Below are 23,124 nucleotides of genomic sequence, written 5' to 3'. Positions count from 1 at the left end.
TTGGATGGCAAAGAAAAGAATTTATGAAATCGCAAAAGAAGTTGGCGTCGATAATAAAGTTGTAGTCCAAAAAGCAAAAGAATTGGGCTTTGATGTAAAGAACCATATGTCATCAATAGATGATGCGCAGGTTGCAAAGTTAAAGAGTAGTTTCCAAAACTCCGCTCCCGTTGAAAAAGCTTCTAATAAAAAGAATAACAAAATTAAGATTTCTGTTTCTTCAATTCGAAAGAATGAAAAGAAACAAGAAGATAATGGTTCTAAAAATTCTAAGAGACGTAATAATAAGCGTCATTCAAATAATCATGGTCGTGAAAATAGAAATGACCGTGATCATAGAACTAATAATGCAAGTAAGCCTAAGGCTGCTGCCTTGTTGCAACAATTTAAGCAAAAGCAACGTGCAGAAGAGGGACAACTTAATCGTGAAGCCCAAAAAGCCAGAAAAGAATATCATGAACAATTAAGACATCCAAAACAAGAACAGCCAGTGAAAGATACTAAGAAAACAACTAATCATAACAATAATACTAAGAAAAAAGCAGAACCAGTAGAAAAGAAAGTTATTGGTCCTAAGATTTTAAAGCCTTCTCCAGCTCGTTTGAAGAAGAATCAACCTGCAGCTTCAGCTAAGGAGCGTGTACAAGTTTCTATTCCTGAGGCTCCAAAGGAAGAAAAGCGCGATAATAATCGTGGTCGCAACATGGGTAAACCAGGACGTAAGGGTAAGAATCAATTTGGTAATGGTCGTAGCGAACATTCAGACCGTTCAGAGAGAAAGCGTCGTAAAAATAAGAAGCGTCAACAAGAGCAAAAGCCAAAGAAGACACCTACTAAGCGTAAGGAACGCCCATTACCAGAAACTTTAGTTTATGAAGAGGGCATGAACGCTCAAGATATTGGTAAGTTAATTCACCGTGAACCAGCTGAAATTGTTAAGAAATTATTTATGCTTGGTGTGATGACTAACCAAAATCAATCTTTAGATAAAGATACGATCGAGCTTTTGGCTGCTGAATATGGCATTAATGCTGAACAAAAGATTCATGAAGATATCTCTGACATTGATAATATTTATGATAAGCGAATGGAAGAGTCAAAGAAGTCTAAGAACCAGGTTAAGCGTCCACCAGTTGTTACTATCATGGGACACGTTGACCACGGTAAGACTACTTTGCTTGACCGTCTGCGTCATACTCATGTTTCTGCTCATGAAGCTGGTGGTATTACACAGAAGATTGGTGCCTACCAAGTTAGATTAGATGATCGTTTGATCACATTCTTAGATACACCAGGACACGCCGCATTCTCTAATATGCGTGCACGTGGTGCTGAAATTACTGATATCGTTGTTTTAGTTGTTGCTGCAGATGACGGTGTAATGCCACAGACTGTAGAAGCAATTGACCACGCTAAGAGTGCCAATGTTCCAATTATTGTTGCAATCAACAAGATGGATAAACCTGGTGCAAATCCACAACACGTAACTGAAGAATTAATGAAATATAATTTAATTCCAGAAGATTACGGTGGTGACACTATCTTTGTTAATATTTCAGCTAAAACTGGTCAAAATGTTGATGACTTATTGCAAATGATTTTGTTACAAGCTGATGTGATGGAACTTAAGGCTAATCCAACTGAAATGGCAATTGGTACTGTTATTGAAGCTCGATTGTCACGTGGTCGTGGACCTGTAGCTGACGTTTTAATTCAACAAGGTACACTAAATGTTGGTGATCCAATTGTTGTTGGTGACACATTTGGTCGTGTTCGTACTATGACTAACGATCGCGGTCGCCAGGTTAAGAGGGCTACTCCATCAGAACCTGTTGAAATCACTGGTTTAAACGATGTGCCAGAATCTGCTGATAAATTAGTCGAATTTAAGGATGAAAAGACCGCTAGAAGTGTTGGTGAAGCTAGAGCACAACAAGCTTTGCAAAAGTCTCGTGAAAATGTTCAACACGTAACCCTTGATAACCTCTTCGATACTATGAAGAAGGAAAACATGAAGGAAGTTGACATTGTCTTAAAGGCTGATGTTCAAGGTTCTGTAGAAGCCTTGCAACAATCACTTGAAAAGATCGAAGTTGAGGGTGTTCGAGTAAACATTATTCACTCTGGTGTAGGTGCTATTAATGAATCAGATGTAACTTTAGCTGGTGCATCAAATGCATTTATTATTGGATTCAATGTTCGTCCAACTGCGACTGCTAAGAGTCAAGCTGAAACTGATGGCGTAGATATTCGTTTATACAGTATTATTTACAAGGCTATTGATGATGTTACTGCCGCAATGAAGGGTATGCTTGAACCAACTTATGAAGAAAAGGTTATTGGTAACCTTACTGTTCGTGAAACTTGGAAAGTTTCTAAAGTTGGTACAATTGCAGGTTCCTTTGTTGATAAAGGCTTAGTTAAAAATGATTCTAAGATTAGGGTTATTCGTGACGGTATCGTTAAATATGATGGTGAAATCGCATCACTCAAGAGATTTAAGGACGATGTCAAAGAAGTTAAGCAAGGTAACGATTGTGGCTTGACTATTAAGGACTACAACGATATTAAAGTTGGCGACGAATTCGAAGTTTACGAAATGCAACAAGTTGAACCTAAGTAATATTTTTTAGGAGGATAACATGAAGCATAGAATTGGTCGTGTTGAAGGCGAAATTCTGCGTGAATTGACTAAGATTTTACAAAAGAATATTCGTGATCCACGTTTAAGTGGAGTAACCATTACTGCTGTTGAATGCACGAATGATCTTTCATATGCAACTGTTTATTACAGTCTTTTGACTGAAGATGAACACAAGGAAGAAGAGGTTCAGGCAGGTTTTGAAAAAGCAAAGGGCATGATGCGCCATTTGCTGGGTCAAACCTTAACTGTATATAAAGTTCCTGAACTGATTTTTAAGCGTGATAATTCAGTGCTATATGGTAGTAAGATTGACCGTTTAATTGCGGAAGTTAAGAAACAAGATGCTGAACGGGAAAGCAAATAAAGAAAAGGCGCCGTTAAGGCGCCTTTTTTATTTATATAGATAGGGAAGACACATGCTAAACGGAATTCTGGTTATTGATAAGGACAAAGGAATGACTAGTGCGGATGTGGTATATCATTTGCGCCGCGCTTTACATATTAAAAAAATCGGTCATGCGGGTACCCTTGATCCTGAAGTGACAGGGGTTTTACCAATTGCTATCGGTCAAGCAACCAAATTAATTGAAATGATGCATACTAGACCGAAAGAATATATTGGAAAAGGATTGTTTGGCTATAGTACAGATAGTTATGATGCAACGGGGACAATTTTAAATACTCAAAAATTAGTACAGCCTTTTTCTATTGAAAATATTCAAACGAACATGAATAAATTTTTAGGTGAAATTGTGCAAGTTCCGCCTATTTATTCAGCAGTTAAGGTCAATGGTAAGCATCTTTACGAATACGCGCGTGAAGGAATTGAAGTTGAACGACCTCAAAGAACAGTTCAAGTTGAACAGTATGATTTAACAAAAGAACCTGAATTTGATGCCGAAAAAGGTCAAGAAAGTTTTGATTTTAAAATTAAATGTAGTAAAGGAACCTATGTTAGATCATTAGTCAATGATTTAGGCGAAAAAATGGCTTGTCCAGCAGTAATGACTTATTTAAGAAGAATAGCTAGTTCTGGCTTTGACATTGCACAAGCGGTAAAATTAAAAGAGATTGAAGAAAATCCAGAGAAAGCTGCGGAACTTATTCAACCGATTGATGCGTTCTTTAGAGAATATCCTCAGATTGACTTAACTGAGGGGAAGTGGCTTAAAGCGAAAAATGGAGCGGGCATTTCACTTGAAACGGATGCCGCAAAAGTTGCTTTGCGTTATGGTCAAAAAGTTAAAGCAATTTATGAGAAAAAGGGCAAACTTTATCGTCCAAGTTTAATGCTACTTCAAAATGAATAATTGAAATGAAGGAATTAGTTGTGAAAATCGTTCATTTAACTTATCCAGTTAAGAAAAATATTTTATCTACCAAAATTGTCCTTGCCTTAGGCTTTTTCGATGGAGTTCATTTGGGGCACCAGCGTTTAATTAATAAAGCAAAAGAAATTGCTTTACGAAAAAAAATACCATTAGTTGTGTTAACTTTTGATCGGCATCCTAAGGAAGTTTATGAATCAAAACGTGATTTCAAATACTTAGAAACGTTAGAAGAAAAAGCTGATAAAATGGCAGAATTGGGAGTCGATTATTTAGCTGTTATGCCATTTACCAAAAATTTCAGTCAAATTTCTGCGCAAGAATTTGTTGATAATGTCATTGTGAGATTAAAGACTGATACTGTAGTAGCAGGTTTTGATTATACCTATGGACCAAAAGATGTTGCTAATATGAGTAATCTGCCTGAGTATGCTAAAGGTCGCTTTGATATTGTAGTCATGCCTAAACAAATTTTTAATGGTAAAAAAATTGGCTCCACTGAAATTCGACAGGCGATTAGGGATGGAAAGATGGAATTAGCTACAAAGTTAATGGGTCATCATTATGTGATGAGTGGCATTATCGGCCATGGAAAGCGTAATGGTCATAAGTTGGGCTATCCAACAGCTAATTTGGTCTGGGCTGAGCATAAAGTAATTCCTAAGATTGGGGTTTATGCCACTAAAACTGAAGTTAATGGTAAATGGTATGAATCAATGACTAGCGTTGGTTACAATGTAACCATCAATCAGGATAAAAGGATATATATTGAATCTAATTTGTTTGATTTTGATCAGGATATTTATGGTGAACCAATGAAAATCAAATGGTATAAATATACCAGAGGAGAAAAGAAGTTTGCAGGACTGTCCGAATTAAAAAAGCAGCTTGAGCAAGATGAACAAGAAATTAGAACCTATTTTAATGAAAAGCAGTAAAATGATACGTACTTTGAAAAAAGTGCGTATTTTTTTGAATAATATTAGCAATCCCCTTGATTTAGTGCTAATTTCTGGTATCATATTATTTGTTAGCACCTGAGAGATGTGAGTGCTAAAAGTGAGGGCGATATAATATGTTGACCGAGCGTCAAGAGCTTATTTTAAAAACAATAATTACGGACTTTACCCAGACACATGAACCTGTGGGATCTAAGACTGTGATGAAACAATTACCAATCAAAGTGTCAAGTGCAACAATTAGAAATGAAATGGCTGTACTTGAGGAACAAGGTTTAATTGAAAAGACTCATTCTTCAAGCGGCAGAATTCCTTCAAGTGAAGGATATCGTTATTATCTTGACAATTTGGTTGAGCCGTTGCAGTTACCTGAGTCTGTCTATCGTACAATAGGAAGCCAATTAGATCGACCTTTTCATCAAGTAAATGAAATCGTACAAGAAGCTGCAAGAATTCTTTCAGATCTGACAAATTATACTGCATTTGCGGAAGGTCCTGAAAGTCACGATGTAAAGGTTACCGGCTTTAGAATTGTTCCTTTGTCGCCAAGGCAAATAATGGCAATTCTAGTTACAAGTGATGGTAACATTCAGAATCAAGTTTATGCTTTACCACATAATATTCATGGTGAAGAAGTTGAAAAGGCTGTCCGCATGATTAACGATCAGTTTGTAGGAAAAAGCTTGAATGAGATTAATGTCTCATTACTTAGCGAACTAGCTAAGAGTGAGTTAGGCGGCGAGCATGTAACTGAACTACTTAGTTTGGTTGAAGATGTGGTGAAGGATGCAGCTAGTGAGCAGATGTATGTTGATGGACAAATTAATTTGTTGAATAATACATCTGAGCATAATGTAAATGATATTCGTTCTCTTTATGAACTGATTGATCATGATAATCTGTTTTCTAACTTGATGGATGTGAAGACTGATCCCAAAGCTGGCAAGTATCCGGTAAAGGTTAAGTTAGGATCAGAATTGTCGAACGATTTGTTAAAGAACTATAGTCTGCTGACAGCTGAATATAGTGTCGGCTCCCATGGTAAAGGAACGATTGCTTTACTTGGGCCAACGAATATGCCGTATTCACAAATGATTGGGTTGCTAGAATATTTTAGAAATGAGTTAGCTAAAAAGTTACTTGATTATTACGGCAAGTTTCAATAAAGGAGGTTAGCCGTGAGTAAAGAAGAATTTCCAAGTGAAAAGAATTTAGAGAAAGAAAATTCTGAATCTAAGACCAAAAAAGCGCCAATTAAAGGCGAAGAACACAAAAAAGAAGATCAAAAGCAAGATCAAAAATTAGCTGAAGAAGTAGCTAATTTAAAAGAAAAAAATAAAGATCTTGAAGATAAATACCTGCGTAGTGAAGCAGAAATTCAAAATATGCAAAATCGCTATGCAAAAGAACGTGCTCAACTCATCAAATATGAATCTCAAAGCTTAGCCAAAGATATTTTACCTGCAATGGATAATTTGGAAAGAGCCTTGAGTGTTGAAGCGGATGACGATGTGTCTAAGCAATTGAAGAAAGGGGTACAAATGACCCTGGATGCACTTGTAAAGGCCATGAAAGATCATGATGTAGTTGAAATTAAGGCTGATGGCGTAAAATTTGATCCGACATTACATCAGGCTGTTCAAACAGTAGCAGCTGAGAATGATGATCAAAAAGATCACGTTGTTCAGGTTTTACAAAAAGGATATCAATATAAAGATAGAACACTAAGACCAGCAATGGTTGTTGTTGCTCAATAGGAGAGGAAGCTAATATATGTCAAAAGTTATTGGGATTGACCTCGGAACTACTAACTCAGCAGTTGCAGTTCTTGAAGGTAAGGAACCAAAAATTATTACTAATCCAGAAGGTAACCGTACTACTCCTTCAGTAGTTGCTTTTAAAGATGGTGAAATTCAAGTTGGTGAAGTTGCCAAGCGTCAAGCTATTACCAACCCTAACACTATTGTTTCAATTAAGCGACACATGGGTGAAGCTGATTACAAAGTTAAGGTGGGTGACAAGGAATACACACCACAAGAAATTTCAGCATTTATTTTACAATACATCAAGAAGTTCTCAGAAGATTACTTAGGTGAAGAAGTTAAGGATGCAGTTATTACTGTTCCTGCTTACTTTAACGATGCTCAACGTCAAGCTACTAAAGATGCTGGTAAGATTGCTGGTTTAAATGTTCAAAGAATCATCAATGAACCAACTGCTTCAGCATTGGCCTTTGGTTTAAATAAGGATCAAGACGAAAAAGTTTTGGTATATGACCTTGGTGGTGGTACATTTGATGTTTCTGTATTGCAATTAGGCGACGGTGTCTTCCAAGTATTATCAACTAATGGTGATACTCACCTTGGTGGTGATGACTTTGACCACCGAATTATGGATTGGTTAATCAAGAACTTTAAGGATGAAAATGGCGTTGACTTGTCTAAAGATAAGATGGCAATGCAACGTTTGAAGGATGCTGCAGAAAAAGCTAAGAAGGACTTATCAGGTGTATCAAGTACTCACATCTCACTTCCATTTATTTCTGCTGGTGAAGCTGGTCCATTACACCTTGAAGCTGATTTAACTCGTGCTAAGTTTGATGAATTAACTGCAGATTTAGTTGAAAAGACTAAAGTTCCATTTGATAACGCATTAAAGGATGCTGGTTTAACTGTTAACGACATTGATAAGGTAATCTTGAATGGTGGTTCAACTCGTATTCCAGCTGTTCAAAAAGCTGTTAAAGAATGGGCTGGTAAGGAACCTGACCACTCAATTAACCCTGATGAAGCCGTAGCCATGGGTGCTGCTATTCAAGGTGGTGTTATTTCAGGTGATGTTAAGGACATCGTTTTGCTTGATGTTACTCCATTATCACTTGGTATTGAAACTATGGGTGGTGTCTTTACTAAGTTAATTGATAGAAACACAACTATTCCAACTTCCAAGAGTCAAATCTTCTCAACTGCTGCTGATAATCAACCAGCCGTAGATGTTCACGTATTGCAAGGTGAACGTCCAATGGCAGCAGACGACAAGACTTTAGGACGCTTTGAATTAACTGATATTCCACCAGCACCACGTGGTGTTCCTCAAATTCAAGTTACTTTCGATATCGACAAGAACGGTATTGTAAATGTATCTGCTAAGGATATGGGTACTGGTAAGGAACAAAAGATTACTATTAAGAGTTCATCCGGTTTGTCAGATGAAGAAATTAAACGTATGCAAAAGGATGCTGAAGAACACGCTGATGAAGATAAGAAGCGTAAAGAAGAAGCAGACCTTAGAAACGAAGTTGATCAATTAATCTTCACTACTGACAAGACTTTAAAGGATACTAAGGATAAGCTTTCAGATTCAGATCGTAAGCCAGTCGAAGATGCTCTTGAAGCTTTGAAGAAGGCTCAAAAGGACAACAACTTGGACGAAATGAAGGAAAAGAAGGATGCTTTGTCTAAGGCTGCTCAAGATTTAGCTGTTAAGCTTTACCAACAAAATGGCGGTGCTCAAGGTGCTGCTGGTCAAGCTGGCCCACAAGCAGGTCCCCAAGGCTCACAAGGTGGCAATTCAAATAATGACGGCAATAACGGTGGTGCCCAAGATGGTGAATTCCACAAAGTAGATCCAAACAAGTAATGGGTTTATAATTAAACAAAAGGAGAAAAGAACTACCCATTGAGTAGTTCTTTTCTTTTGAGAAGGTAAGGAGTTCAAGTAAATGGCACAAGAAGATTACTATAAAGTGCTTGGCGTAGATCGTGACGCCAGTGAACAAGAAATTAGTAGGGCATACCGTAAGTTAGCAAAGAAGTATCACCCAGATTTAAATCATGAACCTGGAGCTGAAGAAAAATATAAACAAGTTAACGAAGCTTATGAAGTTTTGCACGATAAGCAAAAGCGCGCGCAATATGATCAATTTGGTTCTGCTGGTGTAAATGGTCAAGGCGGCTTCGGTGGTGGAGCTGGCCAAGGCTTTGGCGGTGCCGGGTTTGATACTTCTGGCTTTGGTGATTTTGGTGATATTTTTGGCGATATTTTTGGTCAAGGTCGTAGTCAAAGAGTTGATCCAACAGCACCTCAACGTGGTCAGGATTTAGATTATCAATTGACTATTGATTTTATGGATGCCATTAAAGGTAAAAAGACGCAAGTAAGTTATACTCGTAGCGAAACTTGTGAAACATGTGGCGGTAATGGTTGTGAAAAAGGTACGCATCCAATTACCTGTGATAAATGTCACGGAACAGGCTATATGACGATTACGCAACAATCAATGCTAGGAATGATTCGTCGTCAAACTACCTGTGATAAATGTCATGGCCGCGGTGTAATTATTGAACATCCATGTAAGACATGTGGCGGTAAGGGTACAGTAGATCGCAAGAATACGATTGAAGTTGATATTCCAGCCGGAATTGATAATGGTCAACAACTTAGATACCAAGGTCAAGGTGAAGCTGGAGTTAATGGTGGACCATATGGTGATTTGTACATTAATTACCGCATTAAGCCATCGAAAGACTTTGAACGACGTGGTCAAACTATTTATACTGAAGTACCAATTTCATTTGCTCAAGCAACTCTTGGAGATGAAATTACTGTGAAGACTGTTCATGGTGATGTGAAGCTAACGATTCCAGCTGGTACGCAGCCTAATAAGAAGTTTACTTTGCGTGGTCAAGGTGTACCATATCTTCGCGGTAATGGTAATGGTGATCAGATTACTACAGTTAACATTGTTATTCCAAAACATATTAATGATAAACAAAAGCAAGATTTGACCAATTTTGTTCATGATGGTGGCGGTAATATTACTCCACAAGAAAAGGGCTTCTTTGAAAGACTGAAAGATAAATTTAATATGTAATAGCAAAAAGATTTCTACTTTGTCGGTAGAAATCTTTTTCTATGAAAAAATATTATTTTATTTTGCTTAGAAGATAATTGTTTGCTTTTTTTAAGATTAATTGAAGTTCTTTGTAGCTGAATTCTTTGTAATTTTGTGCAGCCAGGCATTTTTGAGCTTCATCATAACTTAACCAGGCACTTTGACGAATTTCGCTTTCTTGTAGTTTAATTTGTTGTCCTTCAATAAATTCTGCTAAAAAGAAAGTAACCTCTTTTTGGCAATTTTTTGTTAAACGGTATGTATCAACTTGATGAAACGTAAAGTCAAATTTAGGGTTAAGCCCCACTTCCTCATAAACTTCTCTTTGTGCAGCGTCCTCATTAGATTCTGTTCCTTCTAAATGTCCTTTAGTAAATCCCCAAGCACTTGGAAATTGTTTATAAGGTTGACTTTGAATCATTAGATATTCTAGTTGTGATTTCTGTTTGCGCCAGATGATAGCTCCGGCTGATTTTTCAGTTATCATCATTAAACTCCTTGTATTATTAAATTTGGAAATTATTATGCTACAATTTCGTGATTTTATCTAGCTTTGCTATAATAATTATTACATAGTAAAGGGTGAACGATTTTATGGATTTAGAAAAACTAAAAGACTATCAAAAACATATTCGAAATTTTGCGATCGTGGCACACATTGATCACGGTAAATCAACTATTGCTGACAGAATTTTGGAATTAACTGATACTGTTAGTCAGCGTCAACTTAAGAATCAAATGTTAGATGATATGCTGCTCGAACGCCAACGGGGAATTACTATCAAGATGAACTCTGTTGAAGTTAAATATCATGCTGAAGATGGTGAAGACTATATTTTCCACTTAATCGACACACCAGGGCACGTAGACTTCTCTTATGAAGTATCACGCTCTTTGGCTGCTTGTGAAGGGGCTTTGATGGTAGTTGATGCTTCTCAAGGTGTACAAGCTCAAACTTTAGCTAACACCTATCTAGCAATTGATGATGATTTGGCAATTTTGCCAGTTATCAATAAGATTGACTTGCCATCAGCTGATGTTCCTAAAACAAAGGAAGAAATTGAAGAGATGCTCGGCTTAGATGCTTCTGAAGCTGCTGAAGTTTCAGGTAAAACTGGTCAAGGCATCAAGGATATGTTGGAAAAAGTGGTTAAGGACATCCCGGCGCCAGCTGGTGATATTGAAGCACCACTGAAAGCCTTAATTTTTGATTCAAAGTATGATGATTATCGTGGTGTGGTAATGTCCGTTAAAATTGAAGATGGCATGGTTAAGGCAGGCGATCGGATTCAAATTATGAATACCGGTAAGAAATATGAAGTTACCGAGATTGGTGTTTCAAGTCCTCATCCAATTAGGAAGGATGTCCTGATCGCCGGGGATGTAGGCTACATTACTGCTAATATCAAGTCAGTTCGTGAAACTCGGGTTGGTGATACGATTACTCAAGCAGATAATCCTACTGCAGAAGCTCTGCCAGGCTATCGTCAAATTCCACCAATGGTATATTCAGGTATGTATCCTGTTGATAATCGAGACTATGAAGATTTAAAGGAAGCCCTGCAAAAACTACAACTGAATGATGCTGCCTTGGAATTCGAACCAGAAACTTCAACGGCCTTGGGCTTTGGTTTCCGTTGTGGTTTCTTAGGCTTGCTTCACATGGATGTAGTTCAAGAAAGATTAGAGCAAGAATTTGATCTTGACTTGATCATGACAGCGCCATCGGTTGATTATCATGCAATTATGAATGATGGTTCAACTAAGGTTATCGATAACCCGTCTGATTTGCCTGATGCAGGGGAATACAAAGAAGTGCAAGAGCCTTATGTTAAGGCAGAGATTATGGTGCCAAATGACTTTGTTGGTCCGGTAATGGAACTTTGTCAACGTAAGCGTGGCGAATTTGTCACTATGGATTATCTTGATAAGTACCGTGTGAATGTTATTTACAACATGCCATTAGCTGAAATTATTTTTGACTTCTTTGATGATTTAAAGTCATCGACTAAGGGTTATGCTTCATTAGACTATGAAATTACAGGTTACCGCGCAACTGATTTAGTTAAGATTGATATTTTGCTTAACAAGGAGCCAATTGATGCCTTGAGCTTTATTGCTCACAGATCGGAAGCTCAAGACCGGGCTCGACAAATGACTTCAATGCTGAAGAAACTAATTCCACGGCAAAACTTTGAAGTAGATATTCAAGGTGCAATTGGTGCTAAGATTATTTCTCGTGCAACCATTAAGCCGTATCGTAAGGATGTTACTTGGAAGATTCATACTGGTGACCCAGATCGTCGTGCTAAATTGCTAGAAAAGCAGAAACGTGGTAAGAAACGCATGAAGGCTGTTGGGCGGGTAGAAGTGCCTCAAGATGCCTTTATGGCAGTGTTGAAGATGAACGACGACGACATCAAAGGTAAATAAGATTTGCTAGCATTCCCAGTCTGACGCGGTTTGTCGTTACTCTGAGAATGCTTTTTTTGCGTTTTAACGTAAAATCTACTGAATAATCACCTTTAAAAGTCCAAATTATTAATTGATCCCTTAATATCTTTCTTCTGCTTTTTGGTTACATGTGTGTAAATTTCCATAGCTGTCTTTGAAGTTCTGTGTCCGAGAACGTATTGGACATCTTTTGGAGTAATTCGTTCATTACCATCATAAAGAAGTGTAGCAAGTGTGTGGCGCAATCCGTGAGGGGTTATTTTACGTAGAGGTTTCTTTTTATCGTTGGGATGATCCTTATTCCACTTTTCGCATCGCTTTTGATCGAACTTATACAGGTATTTGATCCATTCATCCGTCTGTTGAGGCCAATTGTAACTACCATCTTGTGTATGGAAGATCCACTCGCAGTTGTCACCAATTTTATCGCAGAACTCACGATATTCTTTTAAGATAGAATATAGATTATCTGACATGGGAACAGAATGATGGACGCCGTTCTTGACATCATCAATAGTTTTCTTTCCATTCTCATCTTTTGATACTGTGCGTTCAATTCTAACCACGCGTTTATCAAAGTATATATCTGACCATTTAAGTGCTAATGCTTCACCACGACGGCAGCCTAGGGATGCAACTGTAAGAAAGTAGGTATATTTCATATAGCTGTAGTCCTTTGCTACTTCCAAGAAATGCTTTAACTCATCTAGCTCATAGAAATTAGTAGAAGTATCTCGTTTTTGCTTTGCAGATCGTTTAGGCATTAATACTAAGTCGAAAGGATCATTCTCGCACCAGTGACGAAATATAGCAAACCTAACAAGTCTATGTAGCTGATTAGCAATTGATCTGTAAGTAGTATATTTAGAAGCAAGAGAATTAACATAAGTCTGGACATGATCAGGAGAAATCTTATCAATATAGTTGCTACCAAATTCAGGCTGTGTGTGATTCTTCCAAGTATCTTTGAACCTGTTTAAAGTAGCGCCACGAACTTCAAGTCTCATGTTGTTTATCCAAATATCGTAAACATCTTGCACCGTCTTACGTTCATTGCCAATTTTTTGGCTATTAGCTACTATGGCAGCTCCTTTAGCTTTCAACTCGTTTCTAAGCTGTTCGGCTTCCTTACGTGATTTGAGCTTGCTTCTAGTAGGGTTCATTGGTCTGCCAGTTTCAGGATTAATACCAATATATGTTTTCAAACGATAGTAAGTCTTACCGTTTTTCAAAGTGTATTGAGTAATTTCAGGGTCTTTCTTTCTCGGCATAAAATTATCTTCCTTTCCAATTTTTTGATGATGCGCGCTCGGTACGAGCGCGCATGGGGCGCCCGCGGGTTAGATTACTTCTTGTTGATCTCGTGAATCAAAAGAAGTAAAATAATCATTGCGAATATTATTTCTTCCATGATTTACACCTCCGTAGGTGTGAGCAAAACGCAAGCTTGCTTGCGTTACACTGGAGGATGGTAGTAAATCATGAAGGAGCGGGCGCCCCAAGAGCTTTAATTTCTAGGGATGCATCCGATGAAAAGAAGTGTCGATTTGATGCTTCTTTTTTTTACACTAAAATTAAACTGGTGTTCTTTAATATCGTAAAATCAAAGCCTACTCGAAAGGGTAGGCTCATTTTTTTACCACAGTTCAAACCAAGAATAGTCATTGAACTTTTTAAGCACGGTATAAGTCGTTTTAGCATGACGTGATGTCTTTAAGTACCAGCCGAAGTCGGTGCCCATTCTTTTAACATAAACAATAGAATTCTTGGGTATATAATAGCCTCGAGTAACCCAACTCTTATAGTGAGGGATTCTCCAATGAATTTTGGCTAACTTAATCTTTTTATCAGTTAAGCATTCAACGTAGTAGCCTTGATTAACTATTTTTCTCTTATTGAAAGGTGCAGCCTGCACCGTTTGTGATGTAGTTGTTGCAACAGTTCCAACGCCACTAGCCAACATTATAGATGCTAATGTGGTAACTAAAAATCTATGTTTCATTATCTATATCCTCCGAAAAGATATTCTTGCCTTAGGTTTATAGTCACTGGTATATTGGACTTATAAGTTTAGGAAGGTGAATAATATGAAACTTAATGAAGAATACGAATTTAATCATTTAGGTTTAGTGTTTCATGATAAAGAGAATCATGAAACATACCCCGTATTAGATATACGGCAAACTTGGGCTATATTATTTTTGATTAAAAAATACACTGAAACAGGCTCGCTCCAAAAGCTGTTAGAACAATTTCGGAAGGAATAATTCTAAGATAAAGGTTCTTATTTTTTATTTGGCGGGATGCATCATTTACTGGTATGATTAAATTAATTAATGATACGAACAAACGATCAATAAAAATAGGAGCTTATAATGGACGATTTTATTAAAATTTTACTTACTATCATTACAACTGGCGGTTTAGGAATGATTAACTATACTATTGCTGAATCGCTTAATGCAGTTGATTCAACTCTAAGAAATACAAACAGAGAAAAAAGTATATCAGCAATATTAACTATCATCGATTTACTAATTTATCTGACTATAGATATTGCATTAAGAAATTGGATACATAATACGTTTGCAGAAATTATTGCTGTTCTTGTAACCATAATTGTTTCTATACTATTTTCTATTAAATTTTCTAAGAAAATAAATGAGCAGTTTTATAAAAATATCAATAGAGAACGTAATAAAAATGATTTAATTTCTCTTGATTCCGGTACGCCTTGGCAAGCAGTTATGCTAAGTGAAGATAGGTTCCAACAAGCTTATCTTTATTCATTAGAGCATAAGCCTCTAGGATGTGGCTGGGTCCAATACGTTTCAAATGATTCAGAAAGTAATTATTCGCTGAGTCTTGTGCCTTTTACTGACGATGCCGGAAGCTCACAACCCGAATATGATAAAATCACACAAAAAATTCAATCAAAAGAATATAAGGACAAACATATAGTGCAGCAGTATATAGACTTTAAAGAAAAATTTATAATGATTACTTCAATTGAAAAGGATTAATTTCCTTTGTCATGCTTATCTTTATCTTGGGAATTGGACTGATCTTTAAAATCATTGATTGCTTTATCGGTTGGAGGAACAGGTCTTTTTCCCATACTGTCGGTAACTAAAATAGTCTTTTTACGTTCAATAATAGTTTTAAAGAATGAAAATTGCTCAATTTGCTCTTGAGGCGAAATATAGCTGTATTTTGCTCCTAAAGATAAGTTTAAATTGATAGAATCTTGAAGATAGACATCCAGCTCAAATTCGATTTCTACTATGCGTCTACCTGTTTTAATGATTTCTTGAATAGGGATATCATTATATTGAATATTCTTACCGTTAATAGTCCATTGAATGAAGAAATCTCCATCTTCGACTTTCGAGCTTATTATGTTATCAGGGATGTAAACTGCTACTTTTATGATAGCTTTTTCGTCTTGATGTAGAGTATAGAGCCTAGTTCCATTGGCGTTTATTATTTTGAAATAGAGTAGACGTGGTAAATTTTCATTCATAATTTCACATCCTTTCCAGCCGCCTTCGGGCGGCTTTTTTAGTCTCTAATATTCCGATAATCCTCCGTGAGGAGGGTTATTTTTGTCGTAATTTATAACGATGTTGAATATCTTGAAATCGCCATCTAGCACGTTAAAAACGTCTTGTTTATCTCCTGATTCTTCTGCACTCAGTAATGCTGCACCGATTCGGTCATCACAGGCGAATAGTTCAGGCTTTTCAACGTTTTTCAAGGCTTCTTTAGCTTCATCCTCTGTGTAATCAAGATATTTGGTCAAAATTTCTATTGTAGATTTATCTTCAATTTGTTCATATAGTCGAGCAACAAGATAGGTTAAGTATCTAGGCGTGTAATCGTCATGCATATTAATATCTCCTTAGTTATGCAGTTTCAGTAAGCAGGTAGTAGCATTCTCTTGGAATAGCAAAACTTTTAGCAAACTGATAAATGCTGCTGAAATGAAACTCATTTTCGATGCAGTACCTTTGTAGCAGTTTGATAGCAGATATATTAGCTTGTGCTTCACCGCTATTTTTAGTTCTGTCATTTAAGTTAAAATATGATTTTTCCTCATTTAAAACGTGACAGATTTCGTGAGCTAATAGAAAAGGGATTTGCGTAGGATATGGCCAACTAGAGTTCATGATTATTAGCTTGCCAGGCTTGTTGTAACTCACTGAAGGTGCGTAAGGAGGAAGCTTGTTGGTGAATTCAATACCGATATGGCAGTCGAACATAGCGTAATTCATTAGATATTTTAGCAATCTATCGTAATTTTGACGTGTTTCTAATGACATATTTTCTATAGAAGTAATCATAGTTCTTACTCATTCCTATTAAGCATTTCAGGATGGCGTTTGAAGTAGCTTTTTGCTAAATCGACGTAGGTATCCTTAAGTTCTTCAGGCAACTTCCCACCGTAGGGCATTGGCATATCTAAATCTGACCAAGTTAGAGCAGTTCCATCATTAGTCATAGAGCCTGAATTTGTAACAATATTTAGCAGACTATCGGTAGATTGATGCAAAGCTAAGGCAATTCGCTTAAGTTCATCGCTAGATACCTTTCTAGTTCCTTTTTCAATCTTATTTAAAGCAGTTCTTTCAATATTTGCCTTTTGTGATAGTTCTAGTTGGCTCATATTTTGTGATTCACGAATATTAACTATTTTCTTAGCAAGTAGTTCCTGATCATTCATTTTTTCACTCTTTCCATTGCGCTTTTCGCAATCAATATAGCACAAATCGCAACTTTTTGGTTAAAAAGTGCGAAAAAAGCAAAAATAATGTTGACATTGCGAAAATAGCAATGTAATATAATACATGTCAAATGAATTGCGAATATCGCAACCTGTGGAGGTGGTATCTTGAAAAAACAAATCAACTTGTCTCTCATTAAAAAGAAGAGGCTTGAGCTAGGATTCTCTAACGAAGATATGGCTAATAGCCTAGGGCTTGCTAGTCCTGATAAATATTTTCGTAGAGAACATGGAACGTATAAGTTTCAGGCTGCAGAATTGCCAGCGTTATCAAAGAAGCTTGAAATTCCATTAGAAAAAATTTTTATCTAAAGTGTGCGAAAATAGCACACAGGAGGGAAACATGAAGGAACTGCAATCATTTATCTTTGAAAGCCAACAACTTCGAACAATAAAAGTTAATGATGAGGTGTGGTTTGTTGGCAAAGATGTAGCAACGATTCTTGGATATGCGAAAACTGCTAATGCAATTAGTCAACATGTAGATGATGAAGATAAAGGGGTCACTAGAATGATGACCCCTGGTGGAAAGCAAAATATTCAAGTTATTAATGAGTCAGGAATGTACAGCTTGATCCTTTCAAGCAAAATGCCAAACGCCAAGAAGTTCAAGCATTGGGTAACTAGCGAAGTCCTGCCAACTATCCGCAAGCACGGTGCTTACATGACAGATGAAAAGATCGAAGAAGTCCTAACCGACCCCGACACAATCATCAAGCTTGCTACTCAGTTGAAAGATGAGCGCGAACAAAGACTAATTGAACAGCAGCTAAGAAAAGATGCTGAAAGTCAAGTTCACGAAATGAAGCCCAAAGCCTTGTTTGCTGATTCGGTAGCAACCAGCAAATCAACCATTTTAATTGGTGAACTGGCTAAGATCCTGCGAGGTAACGGTGTAGACATCGGTGCAACACGATTGTTCCGTTGGATGCGTGAGCATGGTTACTTAATCAATCGTAAGGGCAGTGACTGGAATATGCCGACACAGAAGGCAATGAATCTTGGCTTGTTCAAGATCAAAGAAACGACCATCAACCACTCGAATGGCTCTACTTCAATTAGCAAGACCCCTAAAGTGACTGGAAAAGGTCAGCAGTACTTTGTTAACAAGTTCTTGAACGGTGAAGTTGCATAAAAAAAGCCACTCCGAAGAGTGACTCATGTGTTGAATTACCACGTTGGATTGCAATTGCTGAATTTAATGTAGGAAGTGTTGGTTCAACAGACATCTTTCTAATTGACTTGTCCATTGAATCAACTCCCTTCAACATATCGAAACGCTTGTTAAGTCGGTCGACTTGACCTACAAATTTAGCAGACTTGGTAAATTCGTTGTTTAACTTAGAAGCTTGTTCAATTGCAGCGCTAACGCTATTCAAATTGTTACCGTTAAGGCTTTTTATCCTTAACTTCTACTAATTTCTTAGTAGTTCAGCATATCTGTTCAACTCAAAGAGTTGCCGGGCGCTCGTGGGATTAAATCCTATGCGTTGCACCTTCTTCAAATAGAAGCTTGGCTCAGGGTTCTCATATGTCTATATCACTTAGAGTTCCTTGAATTCACCCGGTACACGCAACATGTCACCATGCTACGGGGCAATTCATACTTAATATTATACCACTAAATGTAGTGATAAGAAGTGGTTTAGGGCACAAGATATGTGGAAAACAGTAGAAAAAATCTTAAAAGAAAAAGGAATATCAGTTTATAAGCTGTCCAAAATGACAGATATTCCAGACAACACTTTAAGAAATTACCGTTTAAAAAAATCAGATCCTAGTTTTACCAATGCCTGTAAGATTGCTGATGCATTGAATGTAAAGCTGGACGATTTAAGAGACAAATGAAAGGGGTGATCAAAATTATGAAGCATAGAAAAAAGCTTGTAAAGCTTACGAAGTGGTATCGCAAAGCTACAAGCCTTTATGAAAAAGAATTACTTCTTAAACTGATTCTTTTTTACCAGTCCAATTAACAAAGTCATCAGTTAAGAGTTTTTCAAATTCTATTAGTAGCAGCCCCGTTTCAGATCTTTCTTTTATTTTATGAGACTTCAAGAATGATCTGAGTTGTTTGATGGCTACTAATCGAATTTCAGCTTCTTCACGAGACATGATGGGATCGTCAGTTGACATTTAATCACCTCCTTTATTGGAGATGACTCAATTGTAACAGAAAGCAGGTGAGCAAAATGGAACTTATAAATTTAGATGGGTTGACTCTTTTGATTAGAAAGATCACTCAACCGATTGTTAGAGAGGAGCTAGCCAAGCGTGGTGAAGCGATTGATCAAAAGATGTTTAGCCGTAAGGATGCTTACAGGTATCTCGGTATAAGCGGATCATTCTTTGACAGCATAGTAAACCAAGGATTTATCAAGCCCACTCTTCCGGGCAACGGCAGAACACGATACTACCTGCGCGAAGACTTAGACAAGTTTGCGGAAGATGGCAAGGAATATTTAAAGAGGACAAGAAAATGAGTAAAGAAGAGTATGAACGCGAATACGGCAGAACCAAGCTGGATCACGTATTAAGCCACATTTGTAAGGCATTTGAAAAGATTCTGGAATTTTGCGCAATTTTGTTCGTTCCATTCACCGCGGTAGAGCAGTTATGCATTTACGGAACATCGCACCCAGACAAAATTATTTCACTACTGTTGGTGTTGATGATTTTCCTTACACCACTGGCAGTGCACATGGTTAAGAAACTTAGAAAGTAGGGGAAAACAATGAATGATGTTGAAAAGTTTGGCAAACGACTTAAAAAGTTTAGAAAAAATAAGCACAACACGCAAGAGCGTTTAGGTAGAGAAGTTTATGTAAGTGACACAACTATTGGACGTTACGAGCGTGGGATTTCAATGCCCGATAAGAGAATGGTTTACGAGCTAGCACAAGTACTAGGCGTAACTCCTGATCGATTATTAGGCTTAGGGAACAAGGAGGACTAATGAAATTATGGAACAAATTTATAAACGCAATATACCAAGTGGACAAGCCGATAAGCCTAGCCCAAACGAGCTTATCCTTATGGCTCACAGTAACGCTATTAGCGGCGTTGGCGGTTCTAGTTTTGCGGTTATGCCAGTAGAAATCAAAAAGATTTTAGGTATCAAAAAAGCCCTCAACGGCTGATGTTGAGAGCAACGAAATAAAAAAACAATATCTAAAGGAGATTATAGCACAATGATTGAGTTTGATGATAGTGATTTATGGGACTTACAAGAAGTTGACGGCGTTATTTTGCAAGACGTACACGGTGAACGTGTAGCAATCGGCAAAGGCTTTGACTATGAGAATGTCTTCGCTTTTATGAACGCCTATTTCGAGGAATATGGTGCAGAAGACTTTGCTAAAAAAGTTGGATATGAGGACGCTATAGACATGTTTAAATCGTGGTTTTCAGGCACTCCATTCCATGAATATGACCTCATGGACTGGGTATGTGAATCATTTGGTGGTATTGATGCCGATTCATTTCAAAATCAGTACGACTACGAAAATGAAGCTTTTTTAGAAGCGCAAGATCAAAAATTAGATCAAGCATTAGGAAAGTAGGCGAGCTTTGTGAAAAAGAATAAAGAACTAATTATCAATAATCAGCAATACAATGTCAGTTTTCAAAGTGCTGACATTGATTTCCCTGATTATCAGCAACTTGAAGAACAAGTTAAGCAACTAGAAGATAAATTCTCAAACTTAGTAATTAGCCCTGATGATTATGATTTTGCTAAAGATGTAAAAGCTGAAATCAATAAATATAAGAACTCACTTACTAAGCACAAGAATGAAATCATCAAAGAAGCTAATAAGCCTGTTAATGAATTTGATGATGAAATTAAAAGCTTAACTAAGCGATTAGCTAAGCTTTACAAGCACATCAATGATCAGACAAAAGTATTTGATGAAAAGAAAAGAGCTGCAAGAAAAGAATTAAGAATAAAGCAGATTGAAAAAATGTGTAAAGAAGCTGGATTAGAAATTGATATTTCAGAATTTCCATATGATTCTAAATGGTCAAACACTAATGCATCTGAAAAAGCATTTGAATCTGCAGTTAATAAAGAAATTTCCTTGCTCTTAGAAAAGAAAAAGTATTATCAAGCTAATCTAACTGCTATCACTAAAACAGCTTCTAAGCTCGGATTAAGTGCTAATCCATTCATTCAATTATTTGATGATGGTCATGATTTAAATTCAGTCATGAACATGATGGGAGCTGAACAAAAAGCAGTTGCTTTGAATGTTTCTAAAAAGATAGCAAAGAGACATGAAGAACAAGCAAGAATGCAAAAAACATCATCTAAAGCATATGATCCTGAAACTGGTGAAGTCAAAGACAGGCTTTATACTATTCAGCTCACTTTACCTGATATAACGCAAACACAATTAAAACAGCTTAGTGATTTTCTAGCTGCTAAAGAAATTAAATTCGAAGCAAAGAGGATCAAATAAATGTTATTAGAAGAACAACTTAAAATTGAAAATCAGAATTTAAAAGACATGCTTGCAGATGAAAGGCGAAAGGATAAAGCTTCTTTTGCCCTTCATCTGGCTATGGTCAAGATGAAAATTGAACAGCCTAAGAAATCTCATAAAGTTACCGTTAGCCTTAAAAGCGGTGGGTCATATGCATATAGTTATGCTGATCTAGCTGATGTTGATAAGGCTATCATGAAGGCAATTAAAGAAACAGCAGTTGATGGCAAACCACTGCTAACTTATCGTTTTGAAATTGATAACGGCGCTGAGGGCGTTTCAGCTGAGACGGTTATTATTGATGCAGCTACTGGCTATGAAGAATGTACTAATCGTGTTTGGTTTAAAAACGTAAATGTTGGCAAAGCACAAGATTCAGCAAGCTTGATCAGTTATGCAAAAAGATATTCTTTGTCTGCAGCATTTGGAATCGCTAGTGAAGATGATGACGATGCTCAGGCTCAAATACGTAATCAAGAGCAAACAATTGATAAAGCTGGTATTGAAATTATTGTCAATGAATATCTTAAAGATAAAACAGAGAAGTCTAAAAGATGGATTAAGGGTAAGCATGATAAAGCAACCGCTGAGTATATCATGCAATTAATCGGTAAATATAAGTTTGATCAGCATTTAGAAAATAATAAAAATAAACAGATTGAAAAACGAAAAGAGAGACACGAAAAGCAGATTTCAAAGAAGCCCAAAAAAGTAGCTGCTAAATCTGGGGATGAAATCATTAAGGATATCGTTGATAAGCCAAAAGCTGATCCATTTGAAAATGAAAAAGATGATTCTCAGGTAACTGCAGGCCAACAAGATTTGTTTAACAGTGTTTTAGGTGAGTGAAATGAGTGAGTTTAAAGGTGCAAAAGCATTTTTAATGATTCCGCCCTCAATATCAAGGGATAAAGACCTTTTGAAGAAGCCTAAATCAATTATCTTGATGGGGGAAATTATTTCAATGCTTAATGTAACCGGCGATTTTCATATGAGCAATAAAACGCTGGCTAATATTCTTGATGCTTCGGTTCAATCGGTTAATGACTGGCTCAATTTGCTTGAACAAAAGGGGCTAATCGTAAGGGAGCAAATAACGGTTCCCGCTAAAAATCCTAAAAGTGAGAAATCAAAAATAATACTAGGCAGAAAAATAAAAGCTGGTCCTGACCTAGTAAAGCTGAGTTTACTAGGGTGGACAAGCACACTTGATGAGGGTAGTAAAGCTGAGCTTAGTGGGGTAGTAAAGCACACTTTACATAAATATAACAGTTTAACAGAACATAATAATAGAACATCTAATTCTTCTTCTGCGAAGAAAGAAGAAGACCCAATAAGAGAACAAATTTATAAGAAGTTTTTCTTAATAGCTAGGAAAAACGACAAGCTTAAAGGTAAAGCTACTAATCCGTCATTGGATGAGATCAAGCAATTAAGAAGTTTACTTTACCAATGCAACATTGAAACTTTACAGGCAATTGAAGGTAAATTTGATGTCAAGATGCAATGGAACATGATTAATGATCCGTTTGCCTATTTGCTGAAAATGCTTCGTGATGGTGTAGCAATTGACAAAAA

At 36.9% G+C, this 23,124-nt stretch carries 31 protein-coding genes; 22 read left to right on the top strand and 9 right to left on the bottom strand.

What is annotated here, in order from left to right; all coding sequences use genetic code 11:
• Positions 1 to 4 precede the first annotated feature (4 nt).
• From infB to dnaJ, 8 genes are all read left to right on the top strand, one after another.
• Entirely contained in the window at positions 5 to 2,623 is a 2,619-nt protein-coding gene (infB, locus tag Q0Y84_RS06030; protein WP_297951637.1) for a translation initiation factor IF-2, read from the top strand.
• A gap of 19 nt (positions 2,624 to 2,642) precedes the next feature.
• Positions 2,643 to 3,008: a ribosome-binding factor A gene (locus Q0Y84_RS06025; RefSeq protein ID WP_297951636.1), complete on the top strand. Its 366-nt coding sequence runs from the start codon at positions 2,643 to 2,645 to the stop codon at positions 3,006 to 3,008.
• Positions 3,009 to 3,060: 52 nt separating this feature from the next.
• Positions 3,061 to 3,954, top strand: coding sequence for a tRNA pseudouridine(55) synthase TruB (gene truB / locus Q0Y84_RS06020; RefSeq protein ID WP_297951635.1), 894 nt, complete (start codon positions 3,061 to 3,063; stop codon positions 3,952 to 3,954).
• 5 nt (positions 3,955 to 3,959) lie between these two features.
• Positions 3,960 to 4,910: a riboflavin biosynthesis protein RibF gene (gene ribF, locus Q0Y84_RS06015; protein ID WP_297951634.1), complete on the top strand. Its 951-nt coding sequence runs from the start codon at positions 3,960 to 3,962 to the stop codon at positions 4,908 to 4,910.
• Positions 4,911 to 5,047: 137 nt separating this feature from the next.
• Positions 5,048 to 6,097, top strand: a complete 1,050-nt coding sequence (hrcA, locus tag Q0Y84_RS06010; RefSeq protein ID WP_297951633.1) for a heat-inducible transcriptional repressor HrcA — start codon at positions 5,048 to 5,050, stop codon at positions 6,095 to 6,097.
• A 12-nt stretch (positions 6,098 to 6,109) separates the two neighbouring features.
• A complete protein-coding gene (grpE, locus tag Q0Y84_RS06005) occupies positions 6,110 to 6,688 on the top strand; it encodes a nucleotide exchange factor GrpE (protein ID WP_297951632.1) in 579 nt (192 codons plus the stop codon).
• Between the two features lie 16 nt (positions 6,689 to 6,704).
• Positions 6,705 to 8,570, top strand: coding sequence for a molecular chaperone DnaK (gene dnaK / locus Q0Y84_RS06000; RefSeq protein ID WP_297951631.1), 1,866 nt, complete (start codon positions 6,705 to 6,707; stop codon positions 8,568 to 8,570).
• 82 nt (positions 8,571 to 8,652) lie between these two features.
• Positions 8,653 to 9,804: a molecular chaperone DnaJ gene (gene dnaJ, locus Q0Y84_RS05995; protein WP_297951630.1), complete on the top strand. Its 1,152-nt coding sequence runs from the start codon at positions 8,653 to 8,655 to the stop codon at positions 9,802 to 9,804.
• A 52-nt stretch (positions 9,805 to 9,856) separates the two neighbouring features.
• Here dnaJ and Q0Y84_RS05990 read toward each other — a convergent pair whose 3' ends face one another.
• The gene (locus tag Q0Y84_RS05990) at positions 9,857 to 10,312 is read right to left on the bottom strand and encodes an NUDIX domain-containing protein (RefSeq protein ID WP_297951628.1); all 456 of its coding nucleotides are present in this window, start codon (positions 10,310 to 10,312) and stop codon (positions 9,857 to 9,859) included.
• A 107-nt stretch (positions 10,313 to 10,419) separates the two neighbouring features.
• On the opposite strand from Q0Y84_RS05990, the gene lepA reads away from it, so the two are divergent.
• Positions 10,420 to 12,258 carry a translation elongation factor 4 gene (lepA, locus tag Q0Y84_RS05985; protein ID WP_297951627.1) on the top strand — a complete coding sequence of 613 codons (1,839 nt, stop codon included), beginning with the start codon at positions 10,420 to 10,422 and terminating at the stop codon, positions 12,256 to 12,258.
• 92 nt (positions 12,259 to 12,350) lie between these two features.
• Here lepA and Q0Y84_RS05980 read toward each other — a convergent pair whose 3' ends face one another.
• Both Q0Y84_RS05980 and Q0Y84_RS05975 read right to left on the bottom strand, forming a co-directional pair.
• Entirely contained in the window at positions 12,351 to 13,550 is a 1,200-nt protein-coding gene (locus Q0Y84_RS05980; protein WP_297951626.1) for a site-specific integrase, read from the bottom strand.
• A gap of 365 nt (positions 13,551 to 13,915) precedes the next feature.
• Positions 13,916 to 14,281 carry a hypothetical protein gene (locus Q0Y84_RS05975; protein WP_274982390.1) on the bottom strand — a complete coding sequence of 122 codons (366 nt, stop codon included), beginning with the start codon at positions 14,279 to 14,281 and terminating at the stop codon, positions 13,916 to 13,918.
• Positions 14,282 to 14,366: 85 nt separating this feature from the next.
• On the opposite strand from Q0Y84_RS05975, the gene Q0Y84_RS05970 reads away from it, so the two are divergent.
• Positions 14,367 to 14,546 carry a hypothetical protein gene (locus Q0Y84_RS05970; protein WP_297951625.1) on the top strand — a complete coding sequence of 60 codons (180 nt, stop codon included), beginning with the start codon at positions 14,367 to 14,369 and terminating at the stop codon, positions 14,544 to 14,546.
• 108 nt (positions 14,547 to 14,654) lie between these two features.
• Complete coding sequence (locus tag Q0Y84_RS05965; protein WP_297951624.1) at positions 14,655 to 15,302, top strand: hypothetical protein; 648 nt, start codon at positions 14,655 to 14,657, stop codon at positions 15,300 to 15,302.
• Here the strand turns inward: Q0Y84_RS05965 and Q0Y84_RS05960 are convergent.
• From Q0Y84_RS05960 to Q0Y84_RS05945, 4 genes are read right to left on the bottom strand one after another with little or no spacing between them, the layout of a single operon-like run.
• Positions 15,299 to 15,802 carry a hypothetical protein gene (locus Q0Y84_RS05960; RefSeq protein WP_297951623.1) on the bottom strand — a complete coding sequence of 168 codons (504 nt, stop codon included), beginning with the start codon at positions 15,800 to 15,802 and terminating at the stop codon, positions 15,299 to 15,301. The two genes, Q0Y84_RS05965 and Q0Y84_RS05960, sit on opposite strands and share 4 nt — an antisense overlap.
• A 45-nt stretch (positions 15,803 to 15,847) precedes the next feature.
• Positions 15,848 to 16,168 (bottom strand): hypothetical protein, encoded by a 321-nt coding sequence (locus Q0Y84_RS05955; RefSeq protein WP_297951622.1) that lies wholly within the window; start codon positions 16,166 to 16,168, stop codon positions 15,848 to 15,850.
• A 16-nt stretch (positions 16,169 to 16,184) separates the two neighbouring features.
• The gene (locus Q0Y84_RS05950) at positions 16,185 to 16,622 is read right to left on the bottom strand and encodes an ImmA/IrrE family metallo-endopeptidase (protein ID WP_297951621.1); all 438 of its coding nucleotides are present in this window, start codon (positions 16,620 to 16,622) and stop codon (positions 16,185 to 16,187) included.
• A 5-nt stretch (positions 16,623 to 16,627) separates the two neighbouring features.
• Positions 16,628 to 17,002: a helix-turn-helix transcriptional regulator gene (locus Q0Y84_RS05945; protein WP_131501314.1), complete on the bottom strand. Its 375-nt coding sequence runs from the start codon at positions 17,000 to 17,002 to the stop codon at positions 16,628 to 16,630.
• A 168-nt stretch (positions 17,003 to 17,170) separates the two neighbouring features.
• Between Q0Y84_RS05945 and Q0Y84_RS05940 the strand changes: the two genes are divergently transcribed.
• Positions 17,171 to 17,374 carry a helix-turn-helix transcriptional regulator gene (locus Q0Y84_RS05940; protein ID WP_131501313.1) on the top strand — a complete coding sequence of 68 codons (204 nt, stop codon included), beginning with the start codon at positions 17,171 to 17,173 and terminating at the stop codon, positions 17,372 to 17,374.
• A gap of 31 nt (positions 17,375 to 17,405) precedes the next feature.
• The gene (locus tag Q0Y84_RS05935) at positions 17,406 to 18,197 is read left to right on the top strand and encodes a phage antirepressor (RefSeq protein WP_297951620.1); all 792 of its coding nucleotides are present in this window, start codon (positions 17,406 to 17,408) and stop codon (positions 18,195 to 18,197) included.
• Here Q0Y84_RS05935 and Q0Y84_RS05930 read toward each other — a convergent pair.
• Positions 18,166 to 18,441 carry a hypothetical protein gene (locus Q0Y84_RS05930; RefSeq protein WP_218674302.1) on the bottom strand — a complete coding sequence of 92 codons (276 nt, stop codon included), beginning with the start codon at positions 18,439 to 18,441 and terminating at the stop codon, positions 18,166 to 18,168. The two genes, Q0Y84_RS05935 and Q0Y84_RS05930, sit on opposite strands and share 32 nt — an antisense overlap.
• Positions 18,442 to 18,721: 280 nt before the next feature.
• Between Q0Y84_RS05930 and Q0Y84_RS05925 the strand changes: the two genes are divergently transcribed.
• Positions 18,722 to 18,910, top strand: coding sequence for a helix-turn-helix transcriptional regulator (locus tag Q0Y84_RS05925; protein ID WP_297951619.1), 189 nt, complete (start codon positions 18,722 to 18,724; stop codon positions 18,908 to 18,910).
• A 96-nt stretch (positions 18,911 to 19,006) separates the two neighbouring features.
• On the opposite strand, the gene Q0Y84_RS05920 is transcribed toward Q0Y84_RS05925, so the two are convergent.
• Positions 19,007 to 19,198 carry a hypothetical protein gene (locus tag Q0Y84_RS05920; RefSeq protein WP_297951618.1) on the bottom strand — a complete coding sequence of 64 codons (192 nt, stop codon included), beginning with the start codon at positions 19,196 to 19,198 and terminating at the stop codon, positions 19,007 to 19,009.
• Between the two features lie 56 nt (positions 19,199 to 19,254).
• Here Q0Y84_RS05920 and Q0Y84_RS05915 point away from each other — a divergent pair, with 56 nt between their 5' ends.
• From Q0Y84_RS05915 to Q0Y84_RS05880, 8 genes are all read left to right on the top strand, one after another.
• Positions 19,255 to 19,545 (top strand): hypothetical protein, encoded by a 291-nt coding sequence (locus Q0Y84_RS05915; RefSeq protein ID WP_297951617.1) that lies wholly within the window; start codon positions 19,255 to 19,257, stop codon positions 19,543 to 19,545.
• Positions 19,542 to 19,787 (top strand): hypothetical protein, encoded by a 246-nt coding sequence (locus Q0Y84_RS05910; protein WP_297951616.1) that lies wholly within the window; start codon positions 19,542 to 19,544, stop codon positions 19,785 to 19,787. Before Q0Y84_RS05915 ends, Q0Y84_RS05910 begins: the two co-directional genes overlap by 4 nt.
• Before the next feature lie 9 nt (positions 19,788 to 19,796).
• Positions 19,797 to 20,018 (top strand): helix-turn-helix transcriptional regulator, encoded by a 222-nt coding sequence (locus tag Q0Y84_RS05905; protein WP_297951615.1) that lies wholly within the window; start codon positions 19,797 to 19,799, stop codon positions 20,016 to 20,018.
• A gap of 7 nt (positions 20,019 to 20,025) precedes the next feature.
• The gene (locus tag Q0Y84_RS05900; RefSeq protein ID WP_297951614.1) at positions 20,026 to 20,202 is read left to right on the top strand and encodes a hypothetical protein; all 177 of its coding nucleotides are present in this window, start codon (positions 20,026 to 20,028) and stop codon (positions 20,200 to 20,202) included.
• Between the two features lie 51 nt (positions 20,203 to 20,253).
• Positions 20,254 to 20,625 carry a hypothetical protein gene (locus Q0Y84_RS05895; RefSeq protein ID WP_297951613.1) on the top strand — a complete coding sequence of 124 codons (372 nt, stop codon included), beginning with the start codon at positions 20,254 to 20,256 and terminating at the stop codon, positions 20,623 to 20,625.
• Between the two features lie 9 nt (positions 20,626 to 20,634).
• Positions 20,635 to 21,522: a DUF1351 domain-containing protein gene (locus Q0Y84_RS05890; RefSeq protein WP_297951612.1), complete on the top strand. Its 888-nt coding sequence runs from the start codon at positions 20,635 to 20,637 to the stop codon at positions 21,520 to 21,522.
• Entirely contained in the window at positions 21,523 to 22,395 is an 873-nt protein-coding gene (locus tag Q0Y84_RS05885) for an ERF family protein (RefSeq protein WP_297951611.1), read from the top strand. It begins immediately after the preceding gene.
• A 1-nt stretch (position 22,396) separates the two neighbouring features.
• Positions 22,397 to 23,124, top strand: a 728-nt coding sequence (locus Q0Y84_RS05880; protein WP_297951610.1) for a helix-turn-helix domain-containing protein, incomplete at its 3' end; no start/stop codon positions are given.

The organism is uncultured Lactobacillus sp., from assembly GCF_947367125.1.
In the GTDB taxonomy this organism is placed as follows: Bacteria; Bacillota; Bacilli; order Lactobacillales; family Lactobacillaceae; genus Lactobacillus.
This window is presented reverse-complemented; position numbering and strand designations above follow the sequence as displayed.

Bases quoted from the DNA above. Each gene is read 5' to 3' on its own strand.
- Q0Y84_RS05970 (WP_297951625.1), top strand. From the start codon at position 14,367: ATGAAACTTAATGAAGAATACGAATTTAATCATTTAGGTTTAGTGTTT.
- Q0Y84_RS05960 (WP_297951623.1), bottom strand. From the start codon at position 15,802: ATGAATGAAAATTTACCACGTCTACTCTATTTCAAAATAATAAACGCC.
- Q0Y84_RS05975 (WP_274982390.1), bottom strand. From the start codon at position 14,281: ATGAAACATAGATTTTTAGTTACCACATTAGCATCTATAATGTTGGCT.
- ribF (WP_297951634.1), top strand. From the start codon at position 3,960: ATGAAGGAATTAGTTGTGAAAATCGTTCATTTAACTTATCCAGTTAAG.
- dnaK (WP_297951631.1), top strand. From the start codon at position 6,705: ATGTCAAAAGTTATTGGGATTGACCTCGGAACTACTAACTCAGCAGTT.
- Q0Y84_RS05895 (WP_297951613.1), top strand. From the start codon at position 20,254: ATGATTGAGTTTGATGATAGTGATTTATGGGACTTACAAGAAGTTGAC.
- Q0Y84_RS05900 (WP_297951614.1), top strand. From the start codon at position 20,026: ATGGAACAAATTTATAAACGCAATATACCAAGTGGACAAGCCGATAAG.
- Q0Y84_RS05905 (WP_297951615.1), top strand. From the start codon at position 19,797: ATGAATGATGTTGAAAAGTTTGGCAAACGACTTAAAAAGTTTAGAAAA.
- Q0Y84_RS05990 (WP_297951628.1), bottom strand. From the start codon at position 10,312: ATGATAACTGAAAAATCAGCCGGAGCTATCATCTGGCGCAAACAGAAA.
- Q0Y84_RS05945 (WP_131501314.1), bottom strand. From the start codon at position 17,002: ATGAATGATCAGGAACTACTTGCTAAGAAAATAGTTAATATTCGTGAA.
- Q0Y84_RS05920 (WP_297951618.1), bottom strand. From the start codon at position 19,198: ATGTCAACTGACGATCCCATCATGTCTCGTGAAGAAGCTGAAATTCGA.
- Q0Y84_RS05950 (WP_297951621.1), bottom strand. From the start codon at position 16,622: ATGATTACTTCTATAGAAAATATGTCATTAGAAACACGTCAAAATTAC.
- Q0Y84_RS05915 (WP_297951617.1), top strand. From the start codon at position 19,255: ATGGAACTTATAAATTTAGATGGGTTGACTCTTTTGATTAGAAAGATC.
- hrcA (WP_297951633.1), top strand. From the start codon at position 5,048: ATGTTGACCGAGCGTCAAGAGCTTATTTTAAAAACAATAATTACGGAC.
- Q0Y84_RS05965 (WP_297951624.1), top strand. From the start codon at position 14,655: ATGGACGATTTTATTAAAATTTTACTTACTATCATTACAACTGGCGGT.
- Q0Y84_RS05935 (WP_297951620.1), top strand. From the start codon at position 17,406: ATGAAGGAACTGCAATCATTTATCTTTGAAAGCCAACAACTTCGAACA.
- infB (WP_297951637.1), top strand. From the start codon at position 5: ATGGCAAAGAAAAGAATTTATGAAATCGCAAAAGAAGTTGGCGTCGAT.
- Q0Y84_RS05925 (WP_297951619.1), top strand. From the start codon at position 18,722: ATGTGGAAAACAGTAGAAAAAATCTTAAAAGAAAAAGGAATATCAGTT.
- truB (WP_297951635.1), top strand. From the start codon at position 3,061: ATGCTAAACGGAATTCTGGTTATTGATAAGGACAAAGGAATGACTAGT.
- Q0Y84_RS05980 (WP_297951626.1), bottom strand. From the start codon at position 13,550: ATGCCGAGAAAGAAAGACCCTGAAATTACTCAATACACTTTGAAAAAC.
- dnaJ (WP_297951630.1), top strand. From the start codon at position 8,653: ATGGCACAAGAAGATTACTATAAAGTGCTTGGCGTAGATCGTGACGCC.
- Q0Y84_RS06025 (WP_297951636.1), top strand. From the start codon at position 2,643: ATGAAGCATAGAATTGGTCGTGTTGAAGGCGAAATTCTGCGTGAATTG.
- Q0Y84_RS05885 (WP_297951611.1), top strand. From the start codon at position 21,523: ATGTTATTAGAAGAACAACTTAAAATTGAAAATCAGAATTTAAAAGAC.
- lepA (WP_297951627.1), top strand. From the start codon at position 10,420: ATGGATTTAGAAAAACTAAAAGACTATCAAAAACATATTCGAAATTTT.
- Q0Y84_RS05910 (WP_297951616.1), top strand. From the start codon at position 19,542: ATGAGTAAAGAAGAGTATGAACGCGAATACGGCAGAACCAAGCTGGAT.
- Q0Y84_RS05955 (WP_297951622.1), bottom strand. From the start codon at position 16,168: ATGCATGACGATTACACGCCTAGATACTTAACCTATCTTGTTGCTCGA.